We start from the raw sequence: 24825 nt of genomic DNA on the forward strand, positions 1-24825 counted from the left end.
TGTGGAACCACCCGATCCCATCCCGAACTCGGAAGTGAAACGCAGCTGCGCCGATGGTAGTGTGGCTCAAGCCATGCGAGAGTAGGTCATCGCCAGGGTTTACACCCAAAACCCCGCTGCTGACGCAGCGGGGTTTTTCTTTGGGCGCAGGAAACGTGGGTAGTGCCGGCCGCTGGCCGGCAACCCGATGGCGTTACATCGCCCGCTAGATCCACGCCCTGCGTGGATGCCGTCCACGAGGAAGCATGGCGCCAACCAAGGTTGGCCGCTACGAATCGATTGCCGGCCAGCGGCCGGCACTACCGGCAGATCCACACCAGCCGTGGATCTGCCGCCGACGGTACGCAAAAGAAAAGCGGCGCCCCGTGGGGCGCCGCTCTGCTCTCAAGAGTGCTCAGTCGAGCATGGCCCGACTTTACTTGGCCGAAGCCTTGTCCTTCATCATCGCGTCGCGGGACGCCTTGAACGGGTTGCCTGCATACCAGTTCGGCCAACGATCACCACCGGCCAGTTCCTTGCCCACGCCGTACATCAGCTGCAGGTCTTCGACGGTGCCATCCAGCTTCCAGGTGGCGGCGTCGAACTCGTCCTTCGGGCCATGGTAGCGGTTGGCGCCGTAGTCCGCCGCGGCCTTGCGGCCCGCTTCCACGCCACCCTCGCGCAGGTCCTCGCCGCCATCGGCGTACAGGGCTGGCACACCGGCCTTGGCGAAGTTGAAGTGATCCGAGCGGAAGTAGAAGCCGCTTTGCACCGAGGTCTCACCGTGCAGCGTACGGTCCTGGGCGGCGGCCAACGGCTTGAGGATGTCCTCCAGCTCCGAGCTGCCGAACCCGGTGACGGTCACGTCCTTGGCACGGCCAGCCACCGACATGGCATCGATGTTGATCACGCCGGCGATCTTGTCCAGCGGGAAGGTCGGGTGGGCGACGTAGTACTTCGAACCCAGCAGGCCGGATTCTTCCAGGGTCACGGCCAGGAACACCACCGAACGCTCCGGCTTCGGGTCCTGGTGGGCCATGGCTTCGGCCACTTCGAGAATACCGGCGACGCCGGTCGCATTATCGACGGCGCCGTTGTAGATGTTGTCGCCGGTCTCGCCCTCATGCTTGCCCAGGTGATCCCAGTGCGCCATGTACAGCACCGCCTCGTCAGCGCGCTTGCTACCCGGCAGCACACCCACCACGTTGCGCGACTGCTTCTGTGCGATCTGGCTCTTCAGGTCGACCGCAGCGGTGGCCTTCAGCGGCACCGGCTTGAAACCGCGCTTGCTGGCGTCCTTGTAGGCCTGCGCCAGGTCCAGGCCGGCACCGGCGAACAGTGCCTTGGCCGCGTCGGCGCTCAGCCAGCCCTGCACCGGAATGCGCGCTTCCGGGTCATCCTTGGCCGGCAGGTCGTACTGCGGGCCCGCCCAGGAGTTCTTCACCACGTCCCAGCCGTAGGAGGCGCCGGCGGTGTCGTGCACGATCAGTGCAGCAGCGGCGCCCTTGCGCGCGGCTTCCTCGAACTTGTAGGTCCAGCGGCCGTAGTAGGTCATGCGCTTGCCGTCGAACAGCTTCTCGTCCTCGACGTGGAAGCCCGGGTCGTTGACGAACATGACGACCGTCTTGCCTTTCCAGTCCTGGCCGGCGTAATCGTTCCACTTCTGCTCCGGCGCATCGACGCCATAGCCGACGAACACCAGGTCGCTGGCATCGACCTTTACCTCGGCCTGGCCGGTGCGGGTACCCACCACCATGTCGGTGCCGAACTTCAGCTCGGTGGTCTTGCCGCCCTGGGTGATCTTCAGCACGGTCGATTCGTCGGCCGTGGTCTCGGTCATCGGCACATCCTGGAACCAGCTGTCGCCGTTGCCGGGCTGCAGGCCGATGCGCTGCATCTGGTCGCGGATGTAGTTGACCGTCAGCTCTTCGCCCTTGCTGCCCGGCGCGCGGCCTTCGAACTCATCCGAGGCCAGCGTCTTGACCATCTCGGCGAAGTCGCCGGCATTGATCTCCGGGGAGAACGAATGGGCGGCCGGCTTCGCCGCAGCGGTGTCGGTGGCCGGCGCGGCGGCGGGCGTGTTTTCGCCTTTGCAGGCACTGAGCGCGGCCGCGGCGGCCAGGCACAGGAGGAGTTTGCGGGGCATCGTCGATTCCTGGAGAACAAAGGGCGGCCGCACCTGATGCGCGACCGGTAACAGTGAGTATTACCGAACCGGCAGGTCCGGCGGGTTCAGTCCGCCGGGGCGGTATCGGTGTCGAACGGGATTGGCTCGGCACCGGTCACCGGGCCGATGCGAGCGGAGCGATGCACGTACAGCACCACTTCGCGTTCGAACTGCAGGGGGCCGGTGACCACCGCATTCGGGCCGATGATCACGCGCGGCTTGCGGCTGGCGGTCAGCGAGACACTGAAGTTCGGCTTGCGCACATGCACACCGCCGCTGACCTGCGAACCGATACCGACGGTGATGTCACCATTGACGGTCTCCACGTCCTTGCCGACGCGGCTCTCGACCAGGCCGATGCCGCCGTTGACGGTCTCGACGCCGCCTTCGATCTGGCTGCCGCGATCGGTGAAGATGCTGCCGTTGACGGTGCTGACGCCGCCACTGGCGATCACTTCACGACCCAGGCGCACACCACCGTTGACCGTTTCGATCTTGCCGGTGCGCGCGCGGTCGGCGACCTTCACCCCGCCGTTGACGGTGTCGATGCTGCCGGTCTCGACGCCCTCGCCGACGCGGATGCCGCCGTTGACGGTGTCCAGCTTGCCGTAGCGTTGCCCGGGTTCGGCGCTGATGCTGCCGTTGACCTTGCTGATGTTCTCCTGCGCACAGACCGGCCCGGTGGCCAGCAGTACGCCCAACAGCAGCGGAATGGAAAGAGTTTTCATGGCGACCTCGATGGATGTGCGGCTGGCAGGCCGCGTGCGGAGATGTCACCATTCCCCGGTAGCCCCCGCAACTGCCTGAAGTCACTGGAAAGCCCTTGCGCGACAACGCCTTCCCATCACGCCGACATCACATCGCCGCTGCCCGCGGCGGTCGCTGCCTGCTGCTGGGGCTGGCGTTTGCGCTGGCCCTGCCGCTGCCCAGCGGTGCGCAGACCACCCGCGAGACCGAGCGCAAGCTGCAGAAACTGCGTACCGAACTGAAGGGCGTGGCGCAGGAGCGACGGCAGATCGAGGGCCAGCGCGGGCAGGCGTCGCGGCAGCTGCGCGAGGCCGACGAGAAGGTAGCCCGCACCGGTCGTGCACTTGCGCAGACGGAAGCCGCGCTGCGCGAGCAGGGCCGCGCCCTCGCCGAAGCCGAGCAGCGCCGCAGCACGCTGCAGGGCAACCTGGCCCAGCAGCACCGCGAACTGGCCGGGCTGTTGCGCGCGGCGTATCAGCTGGGCAACCACGCACCGCTGAAGCTGCTGCTGTCGCAGGACACGGTGGCCGATGCCAACCGCGCCCTGGCCTACCATCGCTACCTGCAGCGCGAGCGTGCGCAGCGGATCACCACGCTGACCGCCGACCTGAAGGAACTGGAAGCGCTGCAGGCGCAGATCGCCGAGCGCAAGCAGAAGCTGCAGGGGACGCAGCAGGACCAGAAACAGCAGGCAGCCGCCCTGGAAGCGGACCGCCGCGATCGCGCAAAGACCGTTGCCTCGCTGGAAGAGCGCTTCAAGGACCAGCGCGAGAAGGAACAGGCATTGGGCCAGGACGCCAAAGCACTGGAAACGCTGCTGGCCAACCTGCGTGCCGCTGCCGCGCGGGCCGAAGCCGAGCGGCGCGCCGCTGCACGCCGGGCCGCCGCCGAGAAAGCCGCTGCCGAGCGCGCCGCACGCCAGGCCGCCGCGCAGGGCCGTCCACCGCCGCCCTCCAAGGTTCCACCTGCGGTGGCGTCGGCACCGGCGCCGAAGGTCGGCGGCCTGGGTTGGCCGTTGTCCGGCAACCTGCTGGCCCGCTATGGCGGCAAGCTGCCCGATGGGCGCACCAGCAACGGTGTGCTGATCGGCGCGCCAGCCGGCAGCACGGTCACGGCCGTGGCCGATGGCACCGTGGTGTTCTCCGACTGGATGACCGGCTACGGCATGATCCTGATCGTCGACCACGGCAACGGCTACATGAGCCTTTACGCGCATAACGACACCCTGCTGAAGGATGCTGGCGCGCGGGTCAGCCGCGGCGATGCCGTGGCCAAGGTCGGCAATTCCGGCGGCCAGGGCGTCACCGCGCTGTACTTCGAGCTGCGCCGTGGCGGGCAGCCGGTCAACCCGGACAGCTGGCTGCAGCGGCGCTGAATCCTGGCCCGCCGAATGCGGGCCGGATTCAACGGGAATTTAGCTGTGCTTCGCGCATAATCGGTGCATGTGCCTTGGGCACCATGCCACCGTCGACAGGAGTGATCCATGCGCGCAGCCCGTACCGCCACCCTCTTGCTGGCCCTGTTGCCAGCGCTGTCCTGGGCGCAGCAGACCGCGCCCGCCCCAAGCCAGGAAACCAGCGGGCAGGCAGCGAACAGCGAGGAGGCGGTGACCTCGAAGGTGCCGCTGGAGGAAATCCGCCGTTTCGTGGCCGTGTACAACGCGGTGCGCGCCGCCTATGTCGACCCGGTCGATGACAAGAAGCTGATGCAGTCAGCCGTGCGTGGCCTGCTGCTCGACCTTGATCCGCACAGCACCTACTTCAACAAGGAAGACGCGCAGGCCTTCGACGAGCAGGCCAACGGTGCCTACGAGGGCATCGGCGTGGAGCTGCAGCAGCAGCCGGACAACGCCAGCATGAAGGTGATCGCGCCGATCGACGACACGCCGGCAGCCAAGGCCGGCATCCTTGCCGGCGATTTGATCATCGCCATCGACGGCAAGCCGATCAGCGCGATCGATGCGAGTGAACCGCTGCGCGGCCCGGCCGGCAGCAAGGTGGTGCTGACCATCGTGCGTGACGGCAAGCCGAAGCCGTTCGATGTCAGCCTGACCCGCCAGACCATCCGCGTGACCAGCGTGCGCAGCCGCCTGCTCGAGCCGGGCTATGGCTACATCCGCCTGAGCACCTTCCAGGCCGATACCGGCTCGGACTTCCAGAAGCACGTGCAGCAGCTGCAGAAGCAGTCCGGTGGCCAGCTCAAGGGCCTGGTGCTGGATCTGCGCAGCAACCCGGGTGGCCTGCTGACGGCCGCCGTGCAGGTCGCCGACGATCTGCTCGACAAGGGCAACATCGTCAGCACCCGTGGCCGCATCAGCATCAGCGATGCCCGGTTCGACGCGACCCCGGGCGACCTGCTGAAGGGCGCACCGGTGGTGGTACTGGCCGATGCCGGTTCGGCCAGCGCCTCGGAAGTGCTGGCCGGCGCGCTGCGCGACAACAGGCGCGCCCGCGTGGTGGGCAGCCGCACCTTCGGCAAGGGCTCGGTGCAGACCGTGCTGCCGCTGGACAACGGCGATTCGGTGAAGCTGACCACCGCGCGCTACTACACGCCCAGCGGCAAGTCGATCCAGGCCACCGGCATCGTGCCGGATGTTGAGTTGAAGCCCGCCGCCACTCCGGCGGAGGATGCCCTGCCGGCCAGTCTGAGCGATTACAGCGAAGCGACACTGCCGGGCCATCTGCGCGGCGATGACGAAGGCACCGAGGGCTACCACGCCGGTGCGGTGCTGCCGGGCGACGGCCCGATCAACGACGCGCTGGCCGAGCTGAAGAACCCCGGTTCGGTGGCCGCACGGTTGAAGGCCGAGGCCGCGAAGGCGGATGCCGCCAAGGCCGCGAAGGCCGCTGCGGTGAAGCCCGAAGCCAAGCCGGAGGCGAAGGTCGAACCGAAGGCAGACAGCACGCCGGAAGCCAAGCCCGCTCCTGTGCCGGCCAAGCCTTGATTCCTGGTCTACGAACGAGCGGGTGAGCGTGGAGCCGGCCAGCGGCCGGCTCTACCTGGATCAGAAGCCGTGCCGCTTGCGCAGGCGGCGCGCGATCGCGGCGCGTACATAGACCCCGTACACGACGCCGAACACGAAGCCGCCGATGTGCGCCCACCAGGCCACCATGCCGAAGCTTGGGCCGATGTGAGCGAACACCACTTGCAGCGCCGCCCAGACGCCGATCAGCAGGTACGCCGGGGCGCGCACGAACTCCAGGAACAGGCCGAGCGGGATCACCACGCCCAGCCGCGCGCCCGGGAACAGGGCCAGATAGGCGCCGATCAGGGCCGACACCGCGCCGCTGGCGCCGATGATGATCTGGTCCGGGCTGCCCATGGTGTAGATCGCGACCAGGTTCGACACTGCGCCGCCGACCAGGAACAGCAGCAGCAGCCGCCACGGCCCCAGCACCCGCTCGGCGGGCAGGCCGAAGATCAGCAGGAACACCAGGTTGCCCAGCAGATGTGACCAGTCGGCGTGCAGGAACAGGGCGGTGAACAGGCGCAGCACGCTGCCGTCCTGCAGGGTCGCCCACCAGTCCAGCGGGTGGGTCAGACCGGTGGACAGGGCGCCCCAGTCCAGCCAGAGGCTGCCGCGGGCATCGTCCGGACGCGAGATCGACCACAGGAATGCCAGCCACAATGACGCGAACAGCACGGGCGTGGCCCAGCGCAGGGCCGCCTTCTTGCGGGACGGGAGCGAGACGAACATGCCAATAGCCTAGCGTGCGGCCACTTTCGGTGGGGATGGTCCTGTTCAGCTTTTGAGACGAAAAAACCGCCTGCGCTGTTATTGTTTCATTAACAGGTCTGGGTAATACTCGCATACGGCGTCGTATGTCGGGAGGGGAATCCGGCGCGCTCCGATGGGTCCCAGGACCCGGCGGGCGCAGGCGCACTCAGAGCACCATCACCGCTTACCGGAGAGAGAGAACTACGATGCAAACCGCTTCCACCATTGCCCGACTGACCCTGCTGGCCGTCGGCGTTGCCGGTGCGCTGGCCGCCGCCGATGCCAATGCTGCCGCCTTCCAGCTGAAGGAAAACAGCGCCAAGGGCCTGGGCCGCGCGTTCGCCGGCTCCACCTCGACCGAAGGTGACGCCTCGGTCATCGCCACCAACCCGGCCTCCATGCGCCTGCTCGACGGCACCCTGGTCCAGGGCGACGTCAGCGCCATCAGCTTCGGCGCCAAGTTCCGCGGCCAGGGCCAGTACGGCAACGGCGCGCCGATTTCCGGTGGCAACGGCGGCGACGCCGGCATGATCGCCCCGGTTCCGGCCGCGTACTTCCACGTGCCGTTCGGCGAGAACGACAACATGCACTTCGGTGCTTCGCTGACCGTGCCGTTCGGTTTCAAGACCGAATACGACCGCGACTGGGTCGGCCGCTACAACGGCGTCAAGACCGAGCTGCAGGCCATCGACCTGGGCGTGGCGTTCTCCTATGACGTCAACCCGTACCTGTCGTTCGGTGCTTCGGTGTTCGCCGAGCGCCTGAACGTCGACCTGACCAGCGCTGTCGATACCGGCACCGCGATCAACGCCACGGCCCAGCGCACCGCTGCGGCGCGTGTGCTGGCTGCAGGCGGCACCGCAGCCCAGGCTGCGGCGGCGTCGCAGGCCGCTGCACGCCAGGCCGCCCAGCTCGGCTTCTCGCCGGGCACCGCCGATGGCTACCTGCGCATCAAGGGCGACGAAGTGTCGGTCGGCTACACCCTGGGCATGACGGTCACCCCGGTGGAAGGCACCAACATCGCCTTCAGCTACCGCTCGAAGGTCGAGCACAAGATCACCGACGGCAAGGCCGACTTCACCATCCCGCAGAACGCTGCCGCCTTCCTGGCCACTGCCGCCCCGGGTACCTTCATCGACAGCAACGGCCGCGCCACCATCACCCTGCCGGCCAGCGCCACCGTGGGCTTCACCCACCGCGTGAACGACCAGTGGCAGATCATGGCCGAGGTCACGCGCACGGCGTGGAGCAAGTTCGACCAGGTCACCGTCGACTATGACTCCAACCAGCCGGACAGCGTGCTGCCGTTCCACTACCGCGACACCACCTTCGCGTCGATCGGTACCGATTTCCGCGTGAACGACAAGCTGACCCTGCGTGGCGGCCTGGCGTACGACCAGACCCCGACCACCGACGCCCACCGTGACGTGCGCGTGCCGGACACCACCCGCAAGTGGCTGTCGCTGGGCCTGACCTACGCCGCTTCGGACAAGATGGAATACAGCGTGGGTTACACCCACCTGTTCACCAAGGATCCGAACATCACCTCGACCTCGGCCACTGCCAACACCGTGACCGGCAAGTACAAGGTGAGCGGCGACGTGCTGGCGGCGTCGATGCAGTACAAGTTCTGATTCGGGCGATTGCCTGAAGCAGTACGAGGAGAGCCCCGCGCAAGCGGGGCTTTCTTTTTGCGGAGGGTATCCACGCATGGCATGGATCTACGGGTCCGACGACGCAGGACGTGGATCTACGCGACAATGGTGCGATGAACCTGTCCGACCCGAACTTCCAGCTGGAGCTGGCCGCCAATATCGCCGTCGCCGGCTCGATCCTGCTGGCTGGTCGCAACAACGTGCACACCTGGTGGCTGGGCATCGTCGGCTGCGCATTGTTTGCGGCCGTGTTCGAGCGCTCGCACCTGTATGCGGACATGGTGCTGCAGTTCTTCTTCATCGCCATCAGCGTGCTGGGCTGGTGGCAGTGGCTGCGCGGCGACCATGGCGCGCCGCTGCCGATCACTGCGCTGCGGCCGCGTGCGTGGGCCTGGCTGGCGCCGCTGGCGATGGTGGCCACGTTCGGCTACGGCTGGATGCTGACCCGACTGACCAACGCCTATGCGCCTTACATCGATTCGGCGGTGCTGGTGCTGAGCGTGATCGCGCAGATCCTGATGATGCGGCGCAAGCTGGAATCGTGGTGGGTGTGGCTGCTGGTGAACACCGTGGCAGTGCCGCTGTACTACAGCCGTGGCCTGCATCTGACCTCGATCCTCTACATCGGTTTCTGGATAAACGCGCTGGTCGCCCTGTGCCATTGGCGCCATCTGATGCGGACCGAGGCCAAGGCAGCCGATGCCGCCGCCTGAGCGCGTCGCGCGGGGGTTGGTGGTGGGCAAGTTCTGCCCGCTGCACCTCGGCCACGAACGCCTGATCGACTTCGCCGCCACGCGCTGCCGGCAGTTGCTGGTGATCGGCTGGTCGCAGCCGGGTTTTGCCGGTTACAGCGCTGCTCGCCGCGAACGCTGGTTGCGTGCGCGCTTCCCCCGGGCAACGGTGGCGGTGCTGGATGATGCGCGGTTGGCAGCGCTGTGTGCCGAACATGGCGTGCCGCCACGCGTGTTGCCGCGCGACAGCGACAGCGAGCACGTGCAGCGCGAGTTCACCGCCTGGCTGTGCCAGCACCTGTTTGGTGGCCCGGTGCAGGCGGTATTCACCGGCGAGGACTACGGTGACGGCTTCGCGCAGGCGCTGGCCACGCACTTCGGTGCGCCGGTACGCCATGAGCGGCTCGAACGCGCATTGGACGTCGGGCAGGCGTGTGGCACCCAGCTGCGCGCCGATCCGCATGCGCACCGCCATGGTCTCGCACCGGAGGTGTACGCCGGATACGTGCAGCGCGTGGCCTTCATTGGTGGCGAGTCCAGTGGCAAGACCACGCTGGCGCGGGTGATGGCCGAGCGCCTGCAGACCGCCTGGGTGCCGGAGTATGGCCGCACGCTCTGGGAGCAGCAGGGCGGCGACCTGATGCCGGATGATCTGCTTTGCATCGCAATGACCCAACCGCAGCATGAAGACGAGGGCGCGCGGCGGGCGCATCGCTGGCTGTTCTGCGATACCACGCCGCTGGTGACGCTGGGCTACAGCGGCTGGATGTCTGGTACGGCGCCGGAGGCACTGCGGCAGGCTGCATTGCGGCCATATGACCTGCTGTTCGTGTGCGCGCCGGATATTCCGTTCGATCAGGACGGCACACGGGTGGGCGAAGCATTCCGGGCGCAGCAGCATGCGTGGTACGTGCGCGAGCTGCAGGCGCGGGGCGTCGAATACGTGCTGCTGGAAGGCGATCTGGAGACGCGCATCGCGCGCGTACAGCGTGAGCTGGCGAAGCGTGCGGACAACCGGTTCAGTGTCGCCCTGCCTCTGTAGCGCCGAGCCCACGCTCGGCTGTGCCGGAAAAGCCGAGCGTGGGCTCGGCTCTACAGGAAGCAAAGCACAAAAAACCCCGCATTCGCGGGGTTTCTTGTTTGCCGCACCAAGCAGGCGATCAGTCGCCCAGGGTCAGCAGCGAGGCGTTGCCGCCGGCGGCGGTGGTGTTCACCGTCACCGTCTTTTCGGTGGCAAAGCGCAGCAGGTAGTGCGGGCCGCCGGCCTTCGGGCCGGTGCCGGACAGGCCCTGGCCGCCGAACGGCTGCACGCCGACCACCGCGCCGATCTGGTTGCGGTTGACGTACACGTTGCCGACATGGACGCCGTTGCTGATGCGGTCAACGGTCTCGTCGATGCGCGAATGCACGCCCAGGGTCAGGCCGTAGCCGGTGGCGTTGATCTGGTCGATCACCGCGTCGAGCTGGTCGCCCTTCCAGCGGATCACGTGCAGAACCGGACCGAAGACTTCCTTCTGCAGCTGGCCCAGGTCCTTCAGTTCATACGCGCGCGGTGCGAAGAAGGTGCCATTGGCGGCTTCGGCGGACAGCTCGGCGGCGGCGATCAGGCGCGCTTCGCGGTCCATGCGCTCGGCGTGGTCCTGCAGGATCTTCAGCGCGTCGGCATCGATCACCGGGCCGACGTCGGTAGACAGCAGGCCCGGGTTGCCAACCTTCAGCTCCTTCATCGCGCCGGCCAGCATGGTCATCACCTTGTCGGCGATGTCGTCCTGCACGAACAGCACGCGCGCGGCCGAGCAACGCTGGCCGGCGGAGGTGAAGGCCGAACCGATCGCGTCCTTGACCAGCTGTTCCGGCAGCGCCGAGGAGTCGGCGATGAAGGCGTTCTGGCCACCGGTCTCGGCGATCAGCACGCCGATGGCGGCGTCACGCGCGGCCATCGCACGGTTGATCGCACGGGCGGTCTCGGTGGAGCCGGTGAAGGCCACGCCGGCCACGCGCGGGTCGGCGGTCAGCGCCGCACCCACGGTGGCGCCGTCGCCCGGCAGGAACTGCACCACCTCGGCCGGTACGCCGGCATCGTGCAGCAGCTTCACCGCGTAGTAGCCGATCAGGTTGGTCTGCTCGGCCGGCTTGGCGATGACGCTGTTGCCGGCGGCCAGAGCAGCGGCGACCTGGCCCAGGAAGATCGCCAGCGGGAAGTTCCACGGGCTGATGCAGACGAACACGCCGCGGCCGTGCAGCTGCAGCTCGTTGGATTCACCGGTCGGGCTGGGCAGCTTCTCGGCGTGGCTGAACTGCTCGCGCGCCTGCTTGGCGTAGTAGCGCAGGAAATCCACGGCTTCGCGCACTTCGGCGATGCTGTCGGGCAGGCTCTTGCCGGCTTCCTTCACGCACAGCGCCATGAACTCCGGCATGCGCGCTTCCAGCTGGTCGGCAGCGTGCTCGAGGATGGCGGCGCGGCTGGCGGCCGGGGTGCGGTTCCAGGCCGGCTGCGCAGCCACGGCGTTGGCCAGGGCCTTCTGCACGGTGGCGGCATCGGCGGCCAGCCACTGGCCGACCACCTCGCGGGTGTCGGCCGGGTTGGTCACCGGCAGCGCGGCGCCGGCCGGGTTGGCACCCGGTACCAGCGGCGAGGCCTGCCACGGCTTCACGGCGGCGTTGAGCTGCTCGGCCAGGGCGCGCAGTTCGTTGTCGTTGGCGAGGTTGGCGCCCATGGAGTTCTTCCTGTCGTGGTTCTGGCTGCGCAGCAGGTCAACCGGCAGCGGGATCTTGGGATGCGGAATCGATTCGAACGAGGCGACCATCTCGACCGGATCGCGGATCAGGTCGGCGATCGGCACGCGCTCGTCGGTGATGCGGTTGACGAAGCTGGAGTTGGCGCCGTTTTCCAGCAGGCGGCGCACCAGGTACGGCAGCAGGTCTTCGTGCGAACCGACCGGGGCGTACACGCGGCAGGGCAGGTTCAAGCGGTCGGCCGGCACCACTTCGGCGTACAGGTCGTCGCCCATGCCGTGCAGCTTCTGGTGCTCGTACACGCCGCCGTTGGCGATGCTGCGCACGGCCGCGATCGTGTGCGCGTTGTGCGTGGCGAACATCGGGTAGATCGCGTCCGCATGGGTGAACAGCCGCTTGGCGCAGGCCAGGTAGGACACGTCGGTGTTCTGCTTGCGGGTGAACACCGGGTAGCCCGGGTAGCCTTCGATCTGCGCACGCTTGATCTCGGCATCCCAGTAGGCGCCCTTGACCAGGCGCACCTGCAGGCGGCGACCGGCACGGCGTGCCATGTCGGCCAGGTGGTCGATCGTGTACGGCGTGCGCTTCTGGTAGGCCTGCACGACCACACCGAAGCCATCCCAGCCAGCCAGCGAGGCGTCGGAGAACACCTGCTCGATGATGTCCAGCGACAGTTCCAGGCGGTCGGACTCTTCGGCGTCGACGGTGCATCCGATGCCGTAGCTCTTGGCCAGCTGCGCCAGTTCCAGCACGCCCGGCACCAGGTCCTTCAGCACGCGCTCGCGCTTGGCGTGCTCGTAGCGGGGGTACAGCGCCGACAGCTTGATCGAGATGCCCGGAGCGTTGTTGACGTCGCCGTCCGGACGGCCACCGCGGGCCTTGTGATCGCCGCCGATGGCGTGGATCGCACGACGGTAGTCTTCCAGATAGCGCAGCGCGTCCTTCATGGTCAGCGCGCCTTCGCCGAGCATGTCGAACGAGTAGCGGTAGCTGGCGTTGTCGCCCTTGTGCGAGCGCGCCAGCGCTTCGCTGATGGTGCGGCCCATGACGAACTGGTGGCCCATGATCTTCATCGCCTGGCGCACGGCCAGGCGCACCACCGGCTCACCGACGCGGCCGACCAGGCGCTTGAATGCGCTGGGCGCATCGGCGCGCGTGGCGTCGTTCATCTGCACCAGCTTGCCGGTCAGCATCAGGCCCCAGGTGGAGGCATTGACCAGCACCGAGTCGCTGCCACCCAGGTGCTTTTCCCAGTCGGCATCGGCCAGCTTGTCGCGGATCAGCTTGTCGGCAGTGTCCTGGTCCGGAATGCGCAGCAGGGCCTCGGCCACGCACATCAGCAGCACGCCTTCTTCGCTGCCCAGGTCGTACTGGCGCATGAAGGCTTCGATCGCGCCCTGGTCCTTGGCACGCACGCGCACGCGGCCGACCAGGTCGGCGGCCAGCGCCTGCACCCTGGCCTGTTCCTCGGCGGGCAGGCGCGCCTGCGCCAGCAGCTCGCGGACGTGGTTGGCCTCGTCCTTCAACCAGGCATCGGTGATGGCCTGGCGGAACGGGTTGGGGGGCGCCGGCAGTTCCGGCGACAGCAGCGCGCCCGGACGCGGGGCGTCGTGGGCGGCAGGGGAGGAGGAAGGTGCGTTCATGCCGGTCCGGCCAGTGGAAAACTTGGCGATTTTAATCATTTTTGCGGGTTCCGGAAGTGCCCCGCAGACACCTTCATGAAGGGCTGATAGCTATTAACCGTGGTGGATTCGGCGTGTTCAGCAAACCCGGAAAAATTTGTGCTGAATTCGTCATTCGTGCCGCCGACCTCATGCTGTGTTGCAGCATCGGAAAATGTGTGAATGCACCCTTGCTACCTGCGAGAGGGCGGGGCTACCATCGAGACGTTTCCCGCGGCAGGAACGCGGTTGCGACATGATCGAGGTGCTTCCAGCTCCGGATGGGTCAGGTACGCAGCTGCGGCTGCGTCCCCCACGGGCGCTCGATGCCCGGCAGTTCGTCCTGTTGTTCACCGTGTTGTCGGGTGCGATGTGGCTGGTGTCCGCCCTCGGGTGGTGGGCCGGCAATGCATTCGCCCCCCTGTTCGCGCTGCTGTACAGCCTGGTGCTGGCAGCGGCGCTGCGTGCCTTGTGGCGCAGCGGTGAACGGCAGGAGGAGATCCGGGTAGTGCCGGCGTACGTGGAGGTCATCCCCGTACCCGGTGGATCGCCGGTGTTCCGGGCCCACCCGCACTGGGTGCGCCTGCTCACCGACGATGAGAGGGTCCGGCTGGCATCCAGCGGCCGGCAGGTGGAGGTGGGGAGTTTCCTCGCGCCGGCCGAACGCCAGACGCTCGCAGAGACACTTGAAAGCTTGCTCGCCGCCAGCGATGGCGGCAACCGACGACGCTAAGGGTCTAGGCAATGAAGCAAAGCAGCAGGTGGGGCACGAAGTGCGTGAACGCGGTCGCCGCGATGCTGGCGACCGGGGGACTGATTCCGGCGTCGGCCTGGGCCCAGGCGGCCGATCCCAAGCCGTGGCAGCTGAACATGGGCAAGGGGGTGACCCAGACCTCGCGCCTGGCCTGGGAATCGAACAACCTGTCGTTGATCATCTGCACGGTGATCGGCGTCATCGTGTTCGGGGCGATGGCCTACGCCATCTTCAAGTTCCGCAAATCCAAGGGCGCGGTCGCGGCCACCTTCAGCCACAACACCAAGGCCGAGATCATCTGGACGGTGATCCCGGTGATCATCCTGATCGTGATGGCGTGGCCGGCCACGGCCAACCTGATCAAGATGTACGACACCCGCGATGCCGAGATGACGGTCAAGGTCACCGGCTACCAGTGGATGTGGAAGTACGAATACCTCGGCGAGAACGTCACCTTCACCAGCCGCCTGGACCGCGAGTCCGACCGCGTGCGGCAAAGTGGCATCGTGCCGACCCGCGAAAGCCATCCGCACTACCTGCTGGACGTCGACAACCGGCTGGTGTTGCCGGTCGATACCAAGGTGCGTTTCGTCATCACCTCCGACGACGTGATCCACGCCTGGTGGGTACCGGCGCTGGGCTGGAAGCAGGACGCCATCCCCGGCTTCATCAACGAAGCCTGGACCAGCATCGAGCAGCCCGGGGTGTATCGCGGGCAGTGCGCCGAGCTGTGCGGCAAGGACCACGGCTTCATGCCGATCGTGGTCGAGGCGGTGTCCAAGGAGGACTTCAAACAGTGGCTGGCGCAGCGCAAGCCGGCGCCGGCTGCCGAACCCGCCCCCCCTGCGGCACCTGCAGAACCGGCTGCCCCTGCGATCGAAGCACCGGCGGCACCTGCTGCTGCCGAAGCCGGCCGCGCACCTGCGGTTGCGGCCAGCGGCGCGTGATGTAAAGCCCGCGGCCGCTCGCGGCCGCGGTGACAACCGATTCTGAGAGGTGTTTTGCAATGGCGCACTCGGCAGTTGGGCACGACGATCACCATCACCACCAGAGCTTCTTCGAGCGTTGGTTCTTCTCGACCAACCACAAGGACATCGGCACGCTGTACCTGGGTTTCAGCTTCATCATGTTCATCATCGGTGCGGCGATGAGCGTGGTGATCCGCGCCGAGCTGGCGCAGCCGGGCCTGCAGTTCGTCAAGCCCGAGTTCTTCAACCAGATGACCACCGTGCATGCGCTGGTGATGATCTTCGGCGGCGTGATGCCGGCGTTCGTCGGCCTGGCCAACTGGATGATCCCGCTGCAGATCGGTGCGCCGGACATGGCGCTGCCGCGCATGAACAACTGGTCGTTCTGGCTGCTGCCGGTGGCCTTCAGCCTGCTGCTGCTGACGCTGTTCCTGCCGGGTGGTGCACCGGCCGGTGGCTGGACGCTGTATCCGCCGCTGTCGCTGCAGGGCGGCTACAACGTGGCCTTCAGCGTGTTCGCCATCCACGTGGCCGGCATCAGCTCGATCATGGGTGCGATCAACATCATCGCCACCGTGCTGAACATGCGCGCGCCGGGCATCGACCTGCTGAAGATGCCGATCTTCTGCTGGGCCTGGCTGATCACCGCCTTCCTGCTGATCGCGGTGATGCCGGTGCTGGCCGGTGCGGTGACCATGCTGCTGACCGACAAGTTCTTCGGCACCAGCTTCTTCAATGCCGCCGGTGGCGGTGACCCGGTGATGTACCAGCACATCTTCTGGTTCTTCGGCCACCCCGAGGTCTACATCATGATCCTGCCCGCCTTCGGCGTGGTCAGCGAGATCATCCCGACCTTCAGCCGCAAGCCGCTGTTCGGCTACCAGGCGATGGTGTACGCCACCGCCGCGATCGCGTTCCTGTCGTTCATCGTCTGGGCCCACCACATGTTCACCGTGGGCATGCCGCTGGGCGGCGAGATCTACTTCATGTTCGCCACCATGCTGATCTCGATCCCGACCGGCGTGAAGGTGTTCAACTGGGTCAGCACCATGTGGCGGGGCTCGCTGACGTTCGAGGCGCCGATGCTGTGGTCGGTGGCCTTCGTCATCCTGTTCACCATCGGTGGCTTCTCCGGCCTGATGCTGGCGATCGTGGCGGCCGACTTCCAGTACCACGACACCTACTTCGTGGTTGCGCATTTCCACTACGTGCTGGTGACCGGCGCGGTGTTCGCGCTGATCGCGGCGGTGTATTACTGGTGGCCGAAGTGGACCGGGCGCATGTACAGCGAGAAGTGGGCCAAGGTGCACTTCTGGTGGTCGATCGTGTTCGTCAACCTGCTGTTCTTCCCGCAGCACTTCCTCGGCCTGGCCGGCATGCCGCGTCGCATTCCGGACTACAGCGTAGCGTTTGCCGACTGGAACCTGATCAGCTCGATCGGTGCGTTCGGCATGTTCGTCACGCCGTTCATGATGGCCGCGATCCTGCTGTCCTCGCTGCGCAACGGCGAGAAGGCCGAAGCACGCAGCTGGGAAGGCGCGCGCGGGCTGGAGTGGACGCTGCCATCGCCGGCACCGGCGCATACCTTCACCACGCCGCCGACCATCCGCCCGGGCGATCTGGCGCATGACGACATCACGCATTGAGGTGGGGCATGCATAACGAGAGCCCACTGCAGACCTGTAGAGCCGAGCCATGCTCGGCTGACGAAAAGCAGCCGAGCATGGCTCGGCTCTACAACTACGAAGAGCAGCCGACCAGCGGTCGGCCCTACCAGGGCGGAAGCATCGAACAGCAACGCCAGCGTGCCCGGCGCACGGCGATGTGGGTCGGTGCCATCGCGGTGCTGGTCTACGTCGGCTTCATCCTCAGCGGGGTGATCGGCCGATGAGCGAGGCACCGGCCAGCACGCGGTCACCCAGTGCCGGGCTGCCGCGCCTGATCGGCGTGGCAGTGGCGGTGTTCCTGCTGACCTTCTCGCTGGTGCCGCTGTACCGCATTGCCTGCGAGAAGGTATTCGGCGTGCGCCTGGAACGCGGCCCGGGTGGTGAAGCCAGTACGGGTGCTGCAGCTGGCAAGCGTACCGTGCGGGTGGAGTTCGATGGCGGCGTCAATTCGCGCCTGCCGTGGTCGTTCCATCCCGAGCAGCTGACCATGGACGTGGTGCCCGGCGAACTCAACGAGGCGCTGTACTTCGCCCGCAACGACAGCCAGCAGGCAGTCGTTGGCAGCGCGGTGCCTTCGGTGGCGCCGGCACGCGCGTCGGGCTTCTTCAGCAAGACCGAGTGCTTCTGTTTCACCGCGCAGACGCTGCAGGCCGGCGAGAAGCGCGACATGCCGGTGCGCTTCATCGTCGATCCGGACCTGCCGCCGGAAATCAAGACGATCACCTTGTCCTACACCTTCTACCGCAACGACGCGTTGTCCGATCGGCTGGCCCCGGCCGCCACCTCGGACGGCGCGCACGCCGCACCCTGACCCGGATACCGACATGGCCCAGACACCGACCGACGCCAACGTGTACTTCGTCCCGGCCCAGAGCAAATGGCCCTTCGTGGGCTCCATCGCGATGATGGTGACCATGGTGGGCGTGGCCAGCTGGCTCAACGACGCCAGCTGGGGGCGCTGGACGTTCTACATCGGCATCGCGATGCTGGTGTTGACCCTGTTCTGGTGGTTCAGCGACGTGGTGCGCGAATCGCAGGCCGGCAACTACAACCACCAGGTCGATGGCTCGTTCCGGATGGGGATGATCTGGTTCATCTTCTCCGAGGTGATGTTCTTCGGCGCGTTCTTCGGCGCGCTGTTCTACACCCGCAACCTGGGCCTGTCGTGGCTGAGCGGCGAAGGCCGCGGGGTGATGACCAACGAGCTGCTCTGGCAGGGCTACTCCGCCGGATGGCCGACCAATGGCCCTGCGGCGATCGGTGGTGCCTTCCAGACCATCCCGGCCTGGGGCCTGCCGCTGATCAATACGCTGATCCTGCTCACCTCCGGCGTGACCCTGACCATCGCCCACCACGCGCTGAAGGCCGGCAACCGCCGCCAGCTGCTGATCTGGCTGGGCCTGACCGTGGTGCTCGGCCTCGGTTTCCTGACCCTGCAGGCGGAGGAGTACATCCACGCCTACAAGGAGCTGAACCTGACGCTCGGTTCGGGTATCTACGGTTCGACATTCTTCATGCTGACCGGCTTCCACGGCGCGCACGTGCTGCTGGGCACGATCATGCTGATCGTGATGTGGCTGCGTTCGGCCAAGGGACACTTCACCCGCGACAACCATTTCGGTTTCGAAGCGGCCGCGTGGTACTGGCACTTCGTCGACGTGGTGTGGCTGATGCTGTTCCTGTTCGTCTACGTGCTTTGACCACGCACGCATCGGTGGCCTCAGCCGCCGACGCCGTGCGGCTTGATCCAGCCCATGTAGATGCTCACGATCACCAGTACGATCAACGCCACCGACACCGCGATGCGACGTGTCAGTGCGTTGACCGTGCGCTTGGTCTGGCCGCGGTCGACCAGCAGGTAATACAGGCCGGCGCCCAGGTTCCAGACGATGACGATCAGAAACGCGATTACCAGCAGGGTCTTCAGCGAATCACTCATGCGCGGCTCGAGGGCAGGGTGGGTGCGCCTATCTGACCGCGTTTGCGCGGACTTGTCATGATGCGCCAGCACACACGCGTGATCGGATGGTTGCTGGCCGTGCTGGCGATGGCCGGTTTCACTGCATTGGGGCTGTGGCAGCTGCAGCGCATGCATGCCAAACAGTCAATGTTGGATGCGCAGGGGCCAGCGGTGGCTCAGGCGCTGCCGCTGGCGCAGGCCCTGGCAGCCCCCGGCGCGTTGCACGGTGTGGCCGATCACGGCCGCTTCCTGCCTGGCGTGGTGCTGCTGGACAACCAGACCCGGCATGGCCGTGCCGGCGTAAAGATCTATCGCCCGTTCCGCAGTGACGAAGGCAGCGTGCTGCTGGTCGATCTTGGCTGGCGCGCGCTGCCGCCGGATCGCACGCTGCCGGACATACCGGCGCCGCCTTCGCCGGTGGCGGTGCGCGGGTTGCTGGCGCCACCGCCTTCGGCGGGGCTGGTACTGGGCCCGGCGTTCTCCGCCACCGGTGAGGCCGGGCGCTGGCTGGCCAGCCGCTTGCCGGCCGAGGGCCTCGCCGCAGCGCTGGGCCTGCCAACGCTGCCCGAGCGGGTCCTGCGACTGGACCCGGCGCTGCCCTTCGGCGACGAGCGCGATCTGGACCTGCTGCCGAACACGCTGCCGCCTCAGCGACACCTGGGCTACGCCGTGCAGTGGTTCGGCCTGGCCCTGACCGTGCTGGTGGTGGCGCTGGTGCTGGAGCGGCGCAGGAGACGGCCCATCGCCCGGTAGTGCCGGCCGCTGGCCGGCAATCCCCGGATTCCCGGATTCCTGGATGCCGGGCAGCGGCCGGCACTACCGGCATCGTTTACCCAACCATGAGAAAATGCCCCGCATGAACACTGCTACGTCCCCGCAGGCGCGCGGCTCCGGCCGCCGGACCCTGGTGCTGCTGTTTGCCGTGTTCTTCGGGGCGATGGCGCTGGCCGCGGTATTGCGCTTCTCCGGCTGGCAGCCCACCGGCCACCGCAATGCGGGACAGCTGCTGAAGCCGCCGGTCGATCTGCGCCAGCAGGCGCCGACCCTGGCCAGTGGCCAGCCCTATCCTTGGAACCCCGAGGCCCGCACCTGGCGCCTGCTGGTGGCACCGGCCGGTGCCTGCGACGCGCAGTGCGTCACTTTGTCGCAGGGGCTGGGCAAGGTGTGGCAGCTGTTCGGCCATAACGCCGATAATGTCGAGATCCTGTGGCTGGGTACGCCACCGGCGTCGATCGCCTCGCTGCCCGCGCTGCGGCCGCTGGCTCCGTCGCCAGCCCTGCGCGCGGCGTTGCCGGGCGTCGATGATCCGGCGGGACTGCCGGTCTACGTGATCGATCCGAACGGCTTCGTGATCATGCGCCATGCCCCCGGCAGTGACCTGGGTGGCCTGCGCAAGGACATGGCCACGTTGCTGAAACTGAAGTGAGTCCCGTTTGATGAGCCTTTCCGCGCGTCCGGCGCTGCACCGCAATTTCCACCGCCTGGCGTGGTTCGCCATGATCATGACCGCGAGCACGATCATGTTCGGCGCGTTCGTACGCCTGTCCGATGCCGGCCTGAGCTGCCCGGACTGGCCGACCTGCTATGGCCAGGCCACCTGGCCGCAGCACGTGGAAGAGACCATCGGCCACCCGGCGGCGGAGATCCGCCCGCTGGAGACCCACAAGGCCTGGCGTGAGCAGGTGCACCGCTTCCTGGCCGGCGCGCTGGGCATCGAGATCCTGACCCTGGCCCTGCTGGCCACGCGCAAGCGCCGCTTTGGGACCACGGCAGTGGTGACCGCCTGCGTACTGGTGGCCGCTGGCATACCGCTGTACATGATGGGCTGGCATGGCACCGCCAGCGCATTGGCTCTGGTCGGCGAGGCGATCCTGCTGATCGCCGCGCTGCGCTGGAGCAACATCGACCTGGCACGCGCTGCACTGCTGACCCTGGCGGTGGTGATCTTCCAGGCCCTGCTGGGCATGTGGACGGTGACCCTGCTGCTCAAACCCATCGTGGTGATGGGCCATCTGCTGGGCGGCATGCTGATGTTCGCGCTGCTGGCCTGGATGGCTTGGCGTGCGACGCACATGCCGATCACCCTGGCCGAGGCACCGAAGCTGAAGTGGCTGCTGCGCATCGGCCTGGCGGTGCTGGTCACCCAGATCGCACTGGGCGGCTGGGTCAGTGCCAACTACGCGGCGCTGGCCTGCGGCGGCGGCAGTGCATCGCTGGACAACTTCCCGCGCTGTGCCAACCAGTGGTGGCCGCAGCACAACTTCGTTGAAGGCTTCACCCTGTGGCGTGGCATCGGCGTGGACTACGAAGGCGGCGTGCTGGATGGCGCCTCGCGTATCGCCATCCAGATGGCGCACCGCCTGTTCGCGGTGGTGGTGGCCATCTACCTGCTGTGGCTGGGCGTGCGCCTGTTCCGGTTGCCGAGCATGCGCGGCTGGGCCAGCGCGCTGATCGCGCTGCTGGTGCTGCAGGTCACCCTCGGCATCCTCAATGTGAAGCTGGCGCTGCCACTGGAAGTGGCCGTGGCCCACAACGGCGTGGCCGTTGCCCTGTTGTTCGTGCTGGTCAGCCTGCTGGCCCGCCTGCGCGCCCCGGACTGATTCCATGTTTTCCAACTACCGCCAGTACTGGGACCTGACCAAGCCCAAGGTCGTCGCCCTCATTGTCTTCACTGCCCTGGTCGGCATGGTCCTGGCTATCCCGGGCGTGCCCAGCTGGGAGCAGGTGCGCGCCGGCCTGCTCGGCTTCCTCGGCATCTGGCTGGCCGCTTCGGCGGCCGCCGCGATCAACCAGTTGCTGGATGCGCACATCGATGCGCAGATGGCACGCACGTCGTGGCGCCCGCTGGTGGTCGGCAAGGTCAAGCCATGGCAGGTGCTGGTGTTCGCCGGCGTGCTGATCGCGCTGTCGATGACCATCCTGGTGCTGTGGGTGAACCTGATCACTGCAGTGCTGACCTTCGCCTCGCTGATCGGCTACGCGGTGATCTACACCGTGTACCTGAAGCGCGCGACCTCGCAGAACATCGTCATCGGGGGCCTGGCCGGCGCGATGCCGCCGATGCTGGGCTGGGCTGCGGTGACCGGCATGCAGGGCTCGTCGGACTGGGCGTACTCGTCGCTGCTGGTGCTGATCATCTTCATCTGGACGCCGCCGCACTTCTGGGCGCTGGCGATCTTCCGCCGCGAGGATTACGCCAAGGCGGAGATCCCGATGCTGCCGGTGACCCACGGCGTGGTGCATACCCGCAAGCAGATCATGGTGTATTCGGTGGTGCTGGCGCTGGTCTGCCTGCTGCCGTACCTGGTGGGCATGAGCGGTGCGTTCTACCTGGGCGGCGCGATCGTGCTCAACGCGGTGTTCCTCTGGTATGCCTGGCGCATGCTCAACCCGCCGGATGAGCTGTTCTCGATGAAGATGTTCTATTACTCCATCGTGTACCTGATGGCGCTGTTCGCCTTCCTGCTGGTCGACCACTGGATCCTGCCCTGGTTGTGAAGCGCCACCTGCAGAGCCGAGCCCATGCTCGGCTGAGGGGGGATTGGAAGAGCAGCCGAGCGTGGGCTCGGCTCTACACTTGATCTCTTCCAGTGGCGTCGCCATTGCTGTTCCTGACCCCAGGGAAAGGAAGCAGCAGGGATGCACTCGTTCTTCCGTTGGACCACCGCGCTGATGCTGGCGCTGGGCATGGCCGTGACCGCGCATGCCGACGACACTACCGCGCAGATCCGCCAATACGCCGCTGACCATCGCCAGCTGGTGCTGGGCGAATTCCATGGAACCCGCGAGACGCCGCTGCTGGTGCGGCAGCTGGTGGACGGCTACAGCCGCACCGGGCCGGTCCTGCTGGCGCTGGAACTGCCACGCGGGGAAACCCCCACGCTGCGCGATTACCTGGCTTCCGATGGCGGGGAGAAGGCACGCCAGCATCTGCGCGGGCGTGCGTTCTGGACCCTGCGCGATGACCAGCATGACGGCCGTCGCAGCCGCGACATGCTGGCAATGATCGAAAGCCTGCGCGTGCTGAAGTCGCAGGGACGTGTGATCGACGTCGTTGGCTATGACGTCAACGCCAGCAAGGGCGGAAACCAGGTACGCGATGACCTCATGGCAGCCGAGTTGCGGCGGCTCTATCGAGGCCTACCGGCCAATGCGCGCATGCTGGTGCTGACTGGTAACGTGCACGCGATGCTGCAAAGGCCGCAAGGTATGCCGCCAGAAATGCAGATGCATCCGATGGCGTCGCAGCTGCGGGACCTGGATATCTACAGCGTACGGTTGGGCGCGCAACGTGGTCAGACGTGGGGATGCGCGGGCGGTTGCATGGCGCGGCCACTTCGAGAGCAGGTTGCCACGGGGCCGTGGGTCGCTGCCGGTGCGGAACGGCCGTACGACCTATGGGTATGGATGCCGGAACTGAGCGTCGGGACGCTGGTGGATCCGTAGCGTCAGGCAAACCATCCACGCATGGCGTGGATCTACTCCGGATCACAGGTGTCAGCCGAGCGCGGGCTCGGCTCTACAGTAGATCCACGCCATGCGTGGATGTCCTCCCGTCGGGTCAGGGCGCGCGCTTCGCGTACCGCTGCGCGATCACGCCGCAGACGATGAGCTGGATCTGGTGGTAGATCATCACCGGCAGCACGATGGCGCCGAGGCTGCCGCCGGCGAACAGCACCTTGGCAATCGGCACGCCGGTGGCCAGGCTCTTCTTCGAGCCGCAGAACACGATGGCGATCTCGTCCTCGCGGTTGAAACGCAGGCGGCGGGCGATGAAGGTGATCAGCGGCATGGCGATGCCCAGCAGCACGGCGGCCACGACCGCCACGGCCAGCAGCGAGAGCAGCGGCGTCTTGCTCCACAGGCCTTCAGTCACCGCTTCACCGAACGCCGAATACACCACCAGCAGGATCGTGCCCTGGTCGGTGTAACGCAGCAGCGCGCGCTGCTTTTCCACCCAACCGGCAATCCACGGCCGCAGCAGGTGGCCGGCCACGAACGGCACCAGCAGCTGCAGCATGATGCCGCCGATCGCATGCAGCGGGTCGTGCACGCCACCGGAGGTGCCCGCAAGCGCGGTCAGCAGCAGCGGCGTCAGGAATACGCCGAGGATGCTCGACAACGAAGCACTGCACACCGCTGCGGGCACATTGCCATGCGCCATCGAGGTGAACGCGATGGACGACTGCACGGTGGAGGGCAGGGTGCACAGGAACAGCACGCCCAGGTACAGCTCCGGGGTCAGCAGCCAGCCCGATAGCGGCTTGAACATCAGCCCCAGCAGCGGGAACAGGAGGAAGGTGCAGGCCAGGATGGTCAGGTGCAGCCGCCAGTGCAGCATGCCGCCAATGATCGACTCGCGCGGCAGGCGCGCGCCGTGCAGGAAGAACAGCGCGGCGATGGCGACGGTGGTGACGTCATCAAGGACGATGGCGGCGGCGCCCTTCATCGGCAGCAGCGAGGCCAGGCCAACCGTGCACAGCAGGGCGAGGGTGAAGTTGTCCGGTCGCAGGCGCGACCACCAGCGGGTCATGGTGGGCAGAGTCCTTGGTGCGGAGAGTTCAGGGCGAGATGACCGGCGTGGCCAGGCGTTGGCGGGTGGCGGCTTCCAGCGAGGTCAGGCCAGCACGCTGGCCCAGCTGAAGGGCCTGTTCGGGGCTGGCATGTTCGTAGCGTGCGTTGACCAGGCCGAGCACGGCGCCAGCGCGGTTGCCGGACGCACAGTGCAGCAGCACCGGCCCCTGGCTCTGCCGCAGGGCCTGGTGCACGGCGCGCACGTTGGCGGCATCGAGCCCCTCGGCACCGGCCACCGGAATGCGCACGTAGCGCAGGCCCAATGATTCGGCAACGCGCGTTTCGTCGAAACCCCGGTCCTCGCCGGGCTGGCGCAGGTCGATCACGGTGCGCACGCCCTGCGCGGCAAGTTCGCGCAGTTGTGCGGCGGAGGGCTGGCCGCCGGCATACAGGCCCGGGCGGACTTCATTGAGCGGGCCATCTGTGGCCAGGGCCGCCAGTGGCAGGCAGAGCGACAACAACAGCAGGCAGGTCAGGCGCAGCAGCATGGTCCTCTCCGTGAAAACGT

Annotated in this window: 23 protein-coding genes and 1 rRNA gene; 17 read left to right on the forward strand and 7 right to left on the reverse strand. The window is 67.0% G+C overall.

Annotated features, from left to right (window positions below):
* Positions 1-98 (forward strand): 5S ribosomal RNA (gene rrf / locus AC5P8U_RS16800); the annotation flags it as partial.
* A 317-nt stretch (positions 99-415) separates the two neighbouring features.
* Here rrf and AC5P8U_RS16805 read toward each other — a convergent pair.
* Positions 416-2125 (reverse strand): M28 family metallopeptidase, encoded by a 1710-nt coding sequence (locus tag AC5P8U_RS16805; RefSeq protein ID WP_447897591.1) that lies wholly within the window; start codon positions 2123-2125, stop codon positions 416-418.
* A gap of 86 nt (positions 2126-2211) precedes the next feature.
* A complete protein-coding gene (locus tag AC5P8U_RS16810; protein WP_072169012.1) occupies positions 2212-2874 on the reverse strand; it encodes a DUF4097 family beta strand repeat-containing protein in 663 nt (220 codons plus the stop codon).
* Positions 2875-2969: 95 nt separating this feature from the next.
* Between AC5P8U_RS16810 and AC5P8U_RS16815 the strand changes: the two genes are divergently transcribed.
* Together AC5P8U_RS16815 and AC5P8U_RS16820 are read left to right on the forward strand one after the other, a co-directional pair.
* Positions 2970-4268: a murein hydrolase activator EnvC family protein gene (locus AC5P8U_RS16815; protein WP_227838021.1), complete on the forward strand. Its 1299-nt coding sequence runs from the start codon at positions 2970-2972 to the stop codon at positions 4266-4268.
* 108 nt (positions 4269-4376) lie between these two features.
* On the forward strand, positions 4377-5837 hold the full coding sequence (locus AC5P8U_RS16820) for a S41 family peptidase (protein WP_188241547.1): 1461 nt from the start codon (positions 4377-4379) through the stop codon (positions 5835-5837).
* A gap of 60 nt (positions 5838-5897) precedes the next feature.
* Here the strand turns inward: AC5P8U_RS16820 and AC5P8U_RS16825 are convergent, their stop codons facing one another.
* Complete coding sequence (locus AC5P8U_RS16825; RefSeq protein WP_053498727.1) at positions 5898-6590, reverse strand: rhomboid family intramembrane serine protease; 693 nt, start codon at positions 6588-6590, stop codon at positions 5898-5900.
* Positions 6591-6817: 227 nt separating this feature from the next.
* On the opposite strand from AC5P8U_RS16825, the gene AC5P8U_RS16830 reads away from it, so the two are divergent.
* The 3 genes from AC5P8U_RS16830 to AC5P8U_RS16840 all read left to right on the forward strand — a co-directional run bounded on the left by AC5P8U_RS16830 (position 6818) and on the right by AC5P8U_RS16840 (position 10039).
* On the forward strand, positions 6818-8245 hold the full coding sequence (locus AC5P8U_RS16830; RefSeq protein ID WP_005414995.1) for an outer membrane protein transport protein: 1428 nt from the start codon (positions 6818-6820) through the stop codon (positions 8243-8245).
* A gap of 134 nt (positions 8246-8379) precedes the next feature.
* Positions 8380-8979, forward strand: a complete 600-nt coding sequence (pnuC, locus tag AC5P8U_RS16835; protein ID WP_188241591.1) for a nicotinamide riboside transporter PnuC — start codon at positions 8380-8382, stop codon at positions 8977-8979.
* Complete coding sequence (locus AC5P8U_RS16840) at positions 8966-10039, forward strand: AAA family ATPase (RefSeq protein WP_188241548.1); 1074 nt, start codon at positions 8966-8968, stop codon at positions 10037-10039. The genes pnuC and AC5P8U_RS16840 overlap by 14 nt, the downstream gene beginning before the upstream one ends.
* A gap of 118 nt (positions 10040-10157) precedes the next feature.
* Here AC5P8U_RS16840 and putA read toward each other — a convergent pair whose 3' ends face one another.
* A complete protein-coding gene (gene putA / locus AC5P8U_RS16845) occupies positions 10158-13376 on the reverse strand; it encodes a bifunctional proline dehydrogenase/L-glutamate gamma-semialdehyde dehydrogenase PutA (RefSeq protein WP_188241549.1) in 3219 nt (1072 codons plus the stop codon).
* Between the two features lie 274 nt (positions 13377-13650).
* Here putA and AC5P8U_RS16850 point away from each other — a divergent pair, with 274 nt between their 5' ends.
* From AC5P8U_RS16850 to AC5P8U_RS16875, 6 genes are read left to right on the forward strand one after another with little or no spacing between them, the layout of a single operon-like run.
* Positions 13651-14127, forward strand: a complete 477-nt coding sequence (locus AC5P8U_RS16850; RefSeq protein ID WP_021202927.1) for a DUF2244 domain-containing protein — start codon at positions 13651-13653, stop codon at positions 14125-14127.
* An 11-nt stretch (positions 14128-14138) separates the two neighbouring features.
* Positions 14139-15095, forward strand: a complete 957-nt coding sequence (coxB, locus tag AC5P8U_RS16855; RefSeq protein WP_188241550.1) for a cytochrome c oxidase subunit II — start codon at positions 14139-14141, stop codon at positions 15093-15095.
* A gap of 59 nt (positions 15096-15154) precedes the next feature.
* Positions 15155-16762, forward strand: a complete 1608-nt coding sequence (gene ctaD, locus AC5P8U_RS16860; RefSeq protein WP_005407790.1) for a cytochrome c oxidase subunit I — start codon at positions 15155-15157, stop codon at positions 16760-16762.
* Positions 16763-16770: 8 nt separating this feature from the next.
* Positions 16771-17007, forward strand: coding sequence for a hypothetical protein (locus tag AC5P8U_RS16865; protein ID WP_032953854.1), 237 nt, complete (start codon positions 16771-16773; stop codon positions 17005-17007).
* A complete protein-coding gene (locus AC5P8U_RS16870) occupies positions 17004-17594 on the forward strand; it encodes a cytochrome c oxidase assembly protein (RefSeq protein ID WP_053498717.1) in 591 nt (196 codons plus the stop codon). The genes AC5P8U_RS16865 and AC5P8U_RS16870 overlap by 4 nt, the downstream gene beginning before the upstream one ends.
* A 13-nt stretch (positions 17595-17607) precedes the next feature.
* Positions 17608-18483 (forward strand): cytochrome c oxidase subunit 3, encoded by an 876-nt coding sequence (locus AC5P8U_RS16875; RefSeq protein ID WP_005407793.1) that lies wholly within the window; start codon positions 17608-17610, stop codon positions 18481-18483.
* A gap of 20 nt (positions 18484-18503) precedes the next feature.
* Here the strand turns inward: AC5P8U_RS16875 and AC5P8U_RS16880 are convergent, their stop codons facing one another.
* Positions 18504-18722, reverse strand: coding sequence for a twin transmembrane helix small protein (locus AC5P8U_RS16880; RefSeq protein WP_049416782.1), 219 nt, complete (start codon positions 18720-18722; stop codon positions 18504-18506).
* Positions 18723-18779: 57 nt separating this feature from the next.
* Here AC5P8U_RS16880 and AC5P8U_RS16885 point away from each other — a divergent pair, with 57 nt between their 5' ends.
* The 5 genes from AC5P8U_RS16885 to AC5P8U_RS16905 all read left to right on the forward strand — a co-directional run bounded on the left by AC5P8U_RS16885 (position 18780) and on the right by AC5P8U_RS16905 (position 23189).
* Entirely contained in the window at positions 18780-19496 is a 717-nt protein-coding gene (locus AC5P8U_RS16885; RefSeq protein WP_072169022.1) for an SURF1 family protein, read from the forward strand.
* A 103-nt stretch (positions 19497-19599) separates the two neighbouring features.
* Entirely contained in the window at positions 19600-20169 is a 570-nt protein-coding gene (locus AC5P8U_RS16890) for a redox-active disulfide-containing membrane protein (protein WP_069140018.1), read from the forward strand.
* Between the two features lie 10 nt (positions 20170-20179).
* Complete coding sequence (locus AC5P8U_RS16895; RefSeq protein WP_111201297.1) at positions 20180-21343, forward strand: COX15/CtaA family protein; 1164 nt, start codon at positions 20180-20182, stop codon at positions 21341-21343.
* 4 nt (positions 21344-21347) lie between these two features.
* The gene (gene cyoE, locus AC5P8U_RS16900) at positions 21348-22241 is read left to right on the forward strand and encodes a heme o synthase (protein ID WP_447897543.1); all 894 of its coding nucleotides are present in this window, start codon (positions 21348-21350) and stop codon (positions 22239-22241) included.
* Between the two features lie 141 nt (positions 22242-22382).
* Entirely contained in the window at positions 22383-23189 is an 807-nt protein-coding gene (locus tag AC5P8U_RS16905) for a calcium-binding protein (RefSeq protein ID WP_439426534.1), read from the forward strand.
* A 115-nt stretch (positions 23190-23304) separates the two neighbouring features.
* Here the strand turns inward: AC5P8U_RS16905 and AC5P8U_RS16910 are convergent, their stop codons facing one another.
* Complete coding sequence (locus tag AC5P8U_RS16910) at positions 23305-24276, reverse strand: bile acid:sodium symporter family protein (protein WP_065179432.1); 972 nt, start codon at positions 24274-24276, stop codon at positions 23305-23307.
* Between the two features lie 28 nt (positions 24277-24304).
* Positions 24305-24805, reverse strand: coding sequence for a protein tyrosine phosphatase family protein (locus AC5P8U_RS16915; RefSeq protein ID WP_088496631.1), 501 nt, complete (start codon positions 24803-24805; stop codon positions 24305-24307).
* Positions 24806-24825: the final 20 nt, after the last annotated feature.

It is taken from the genome of Stenotrophomonas sp. YJH_SMC_81 (assembly GCF_059370875.1).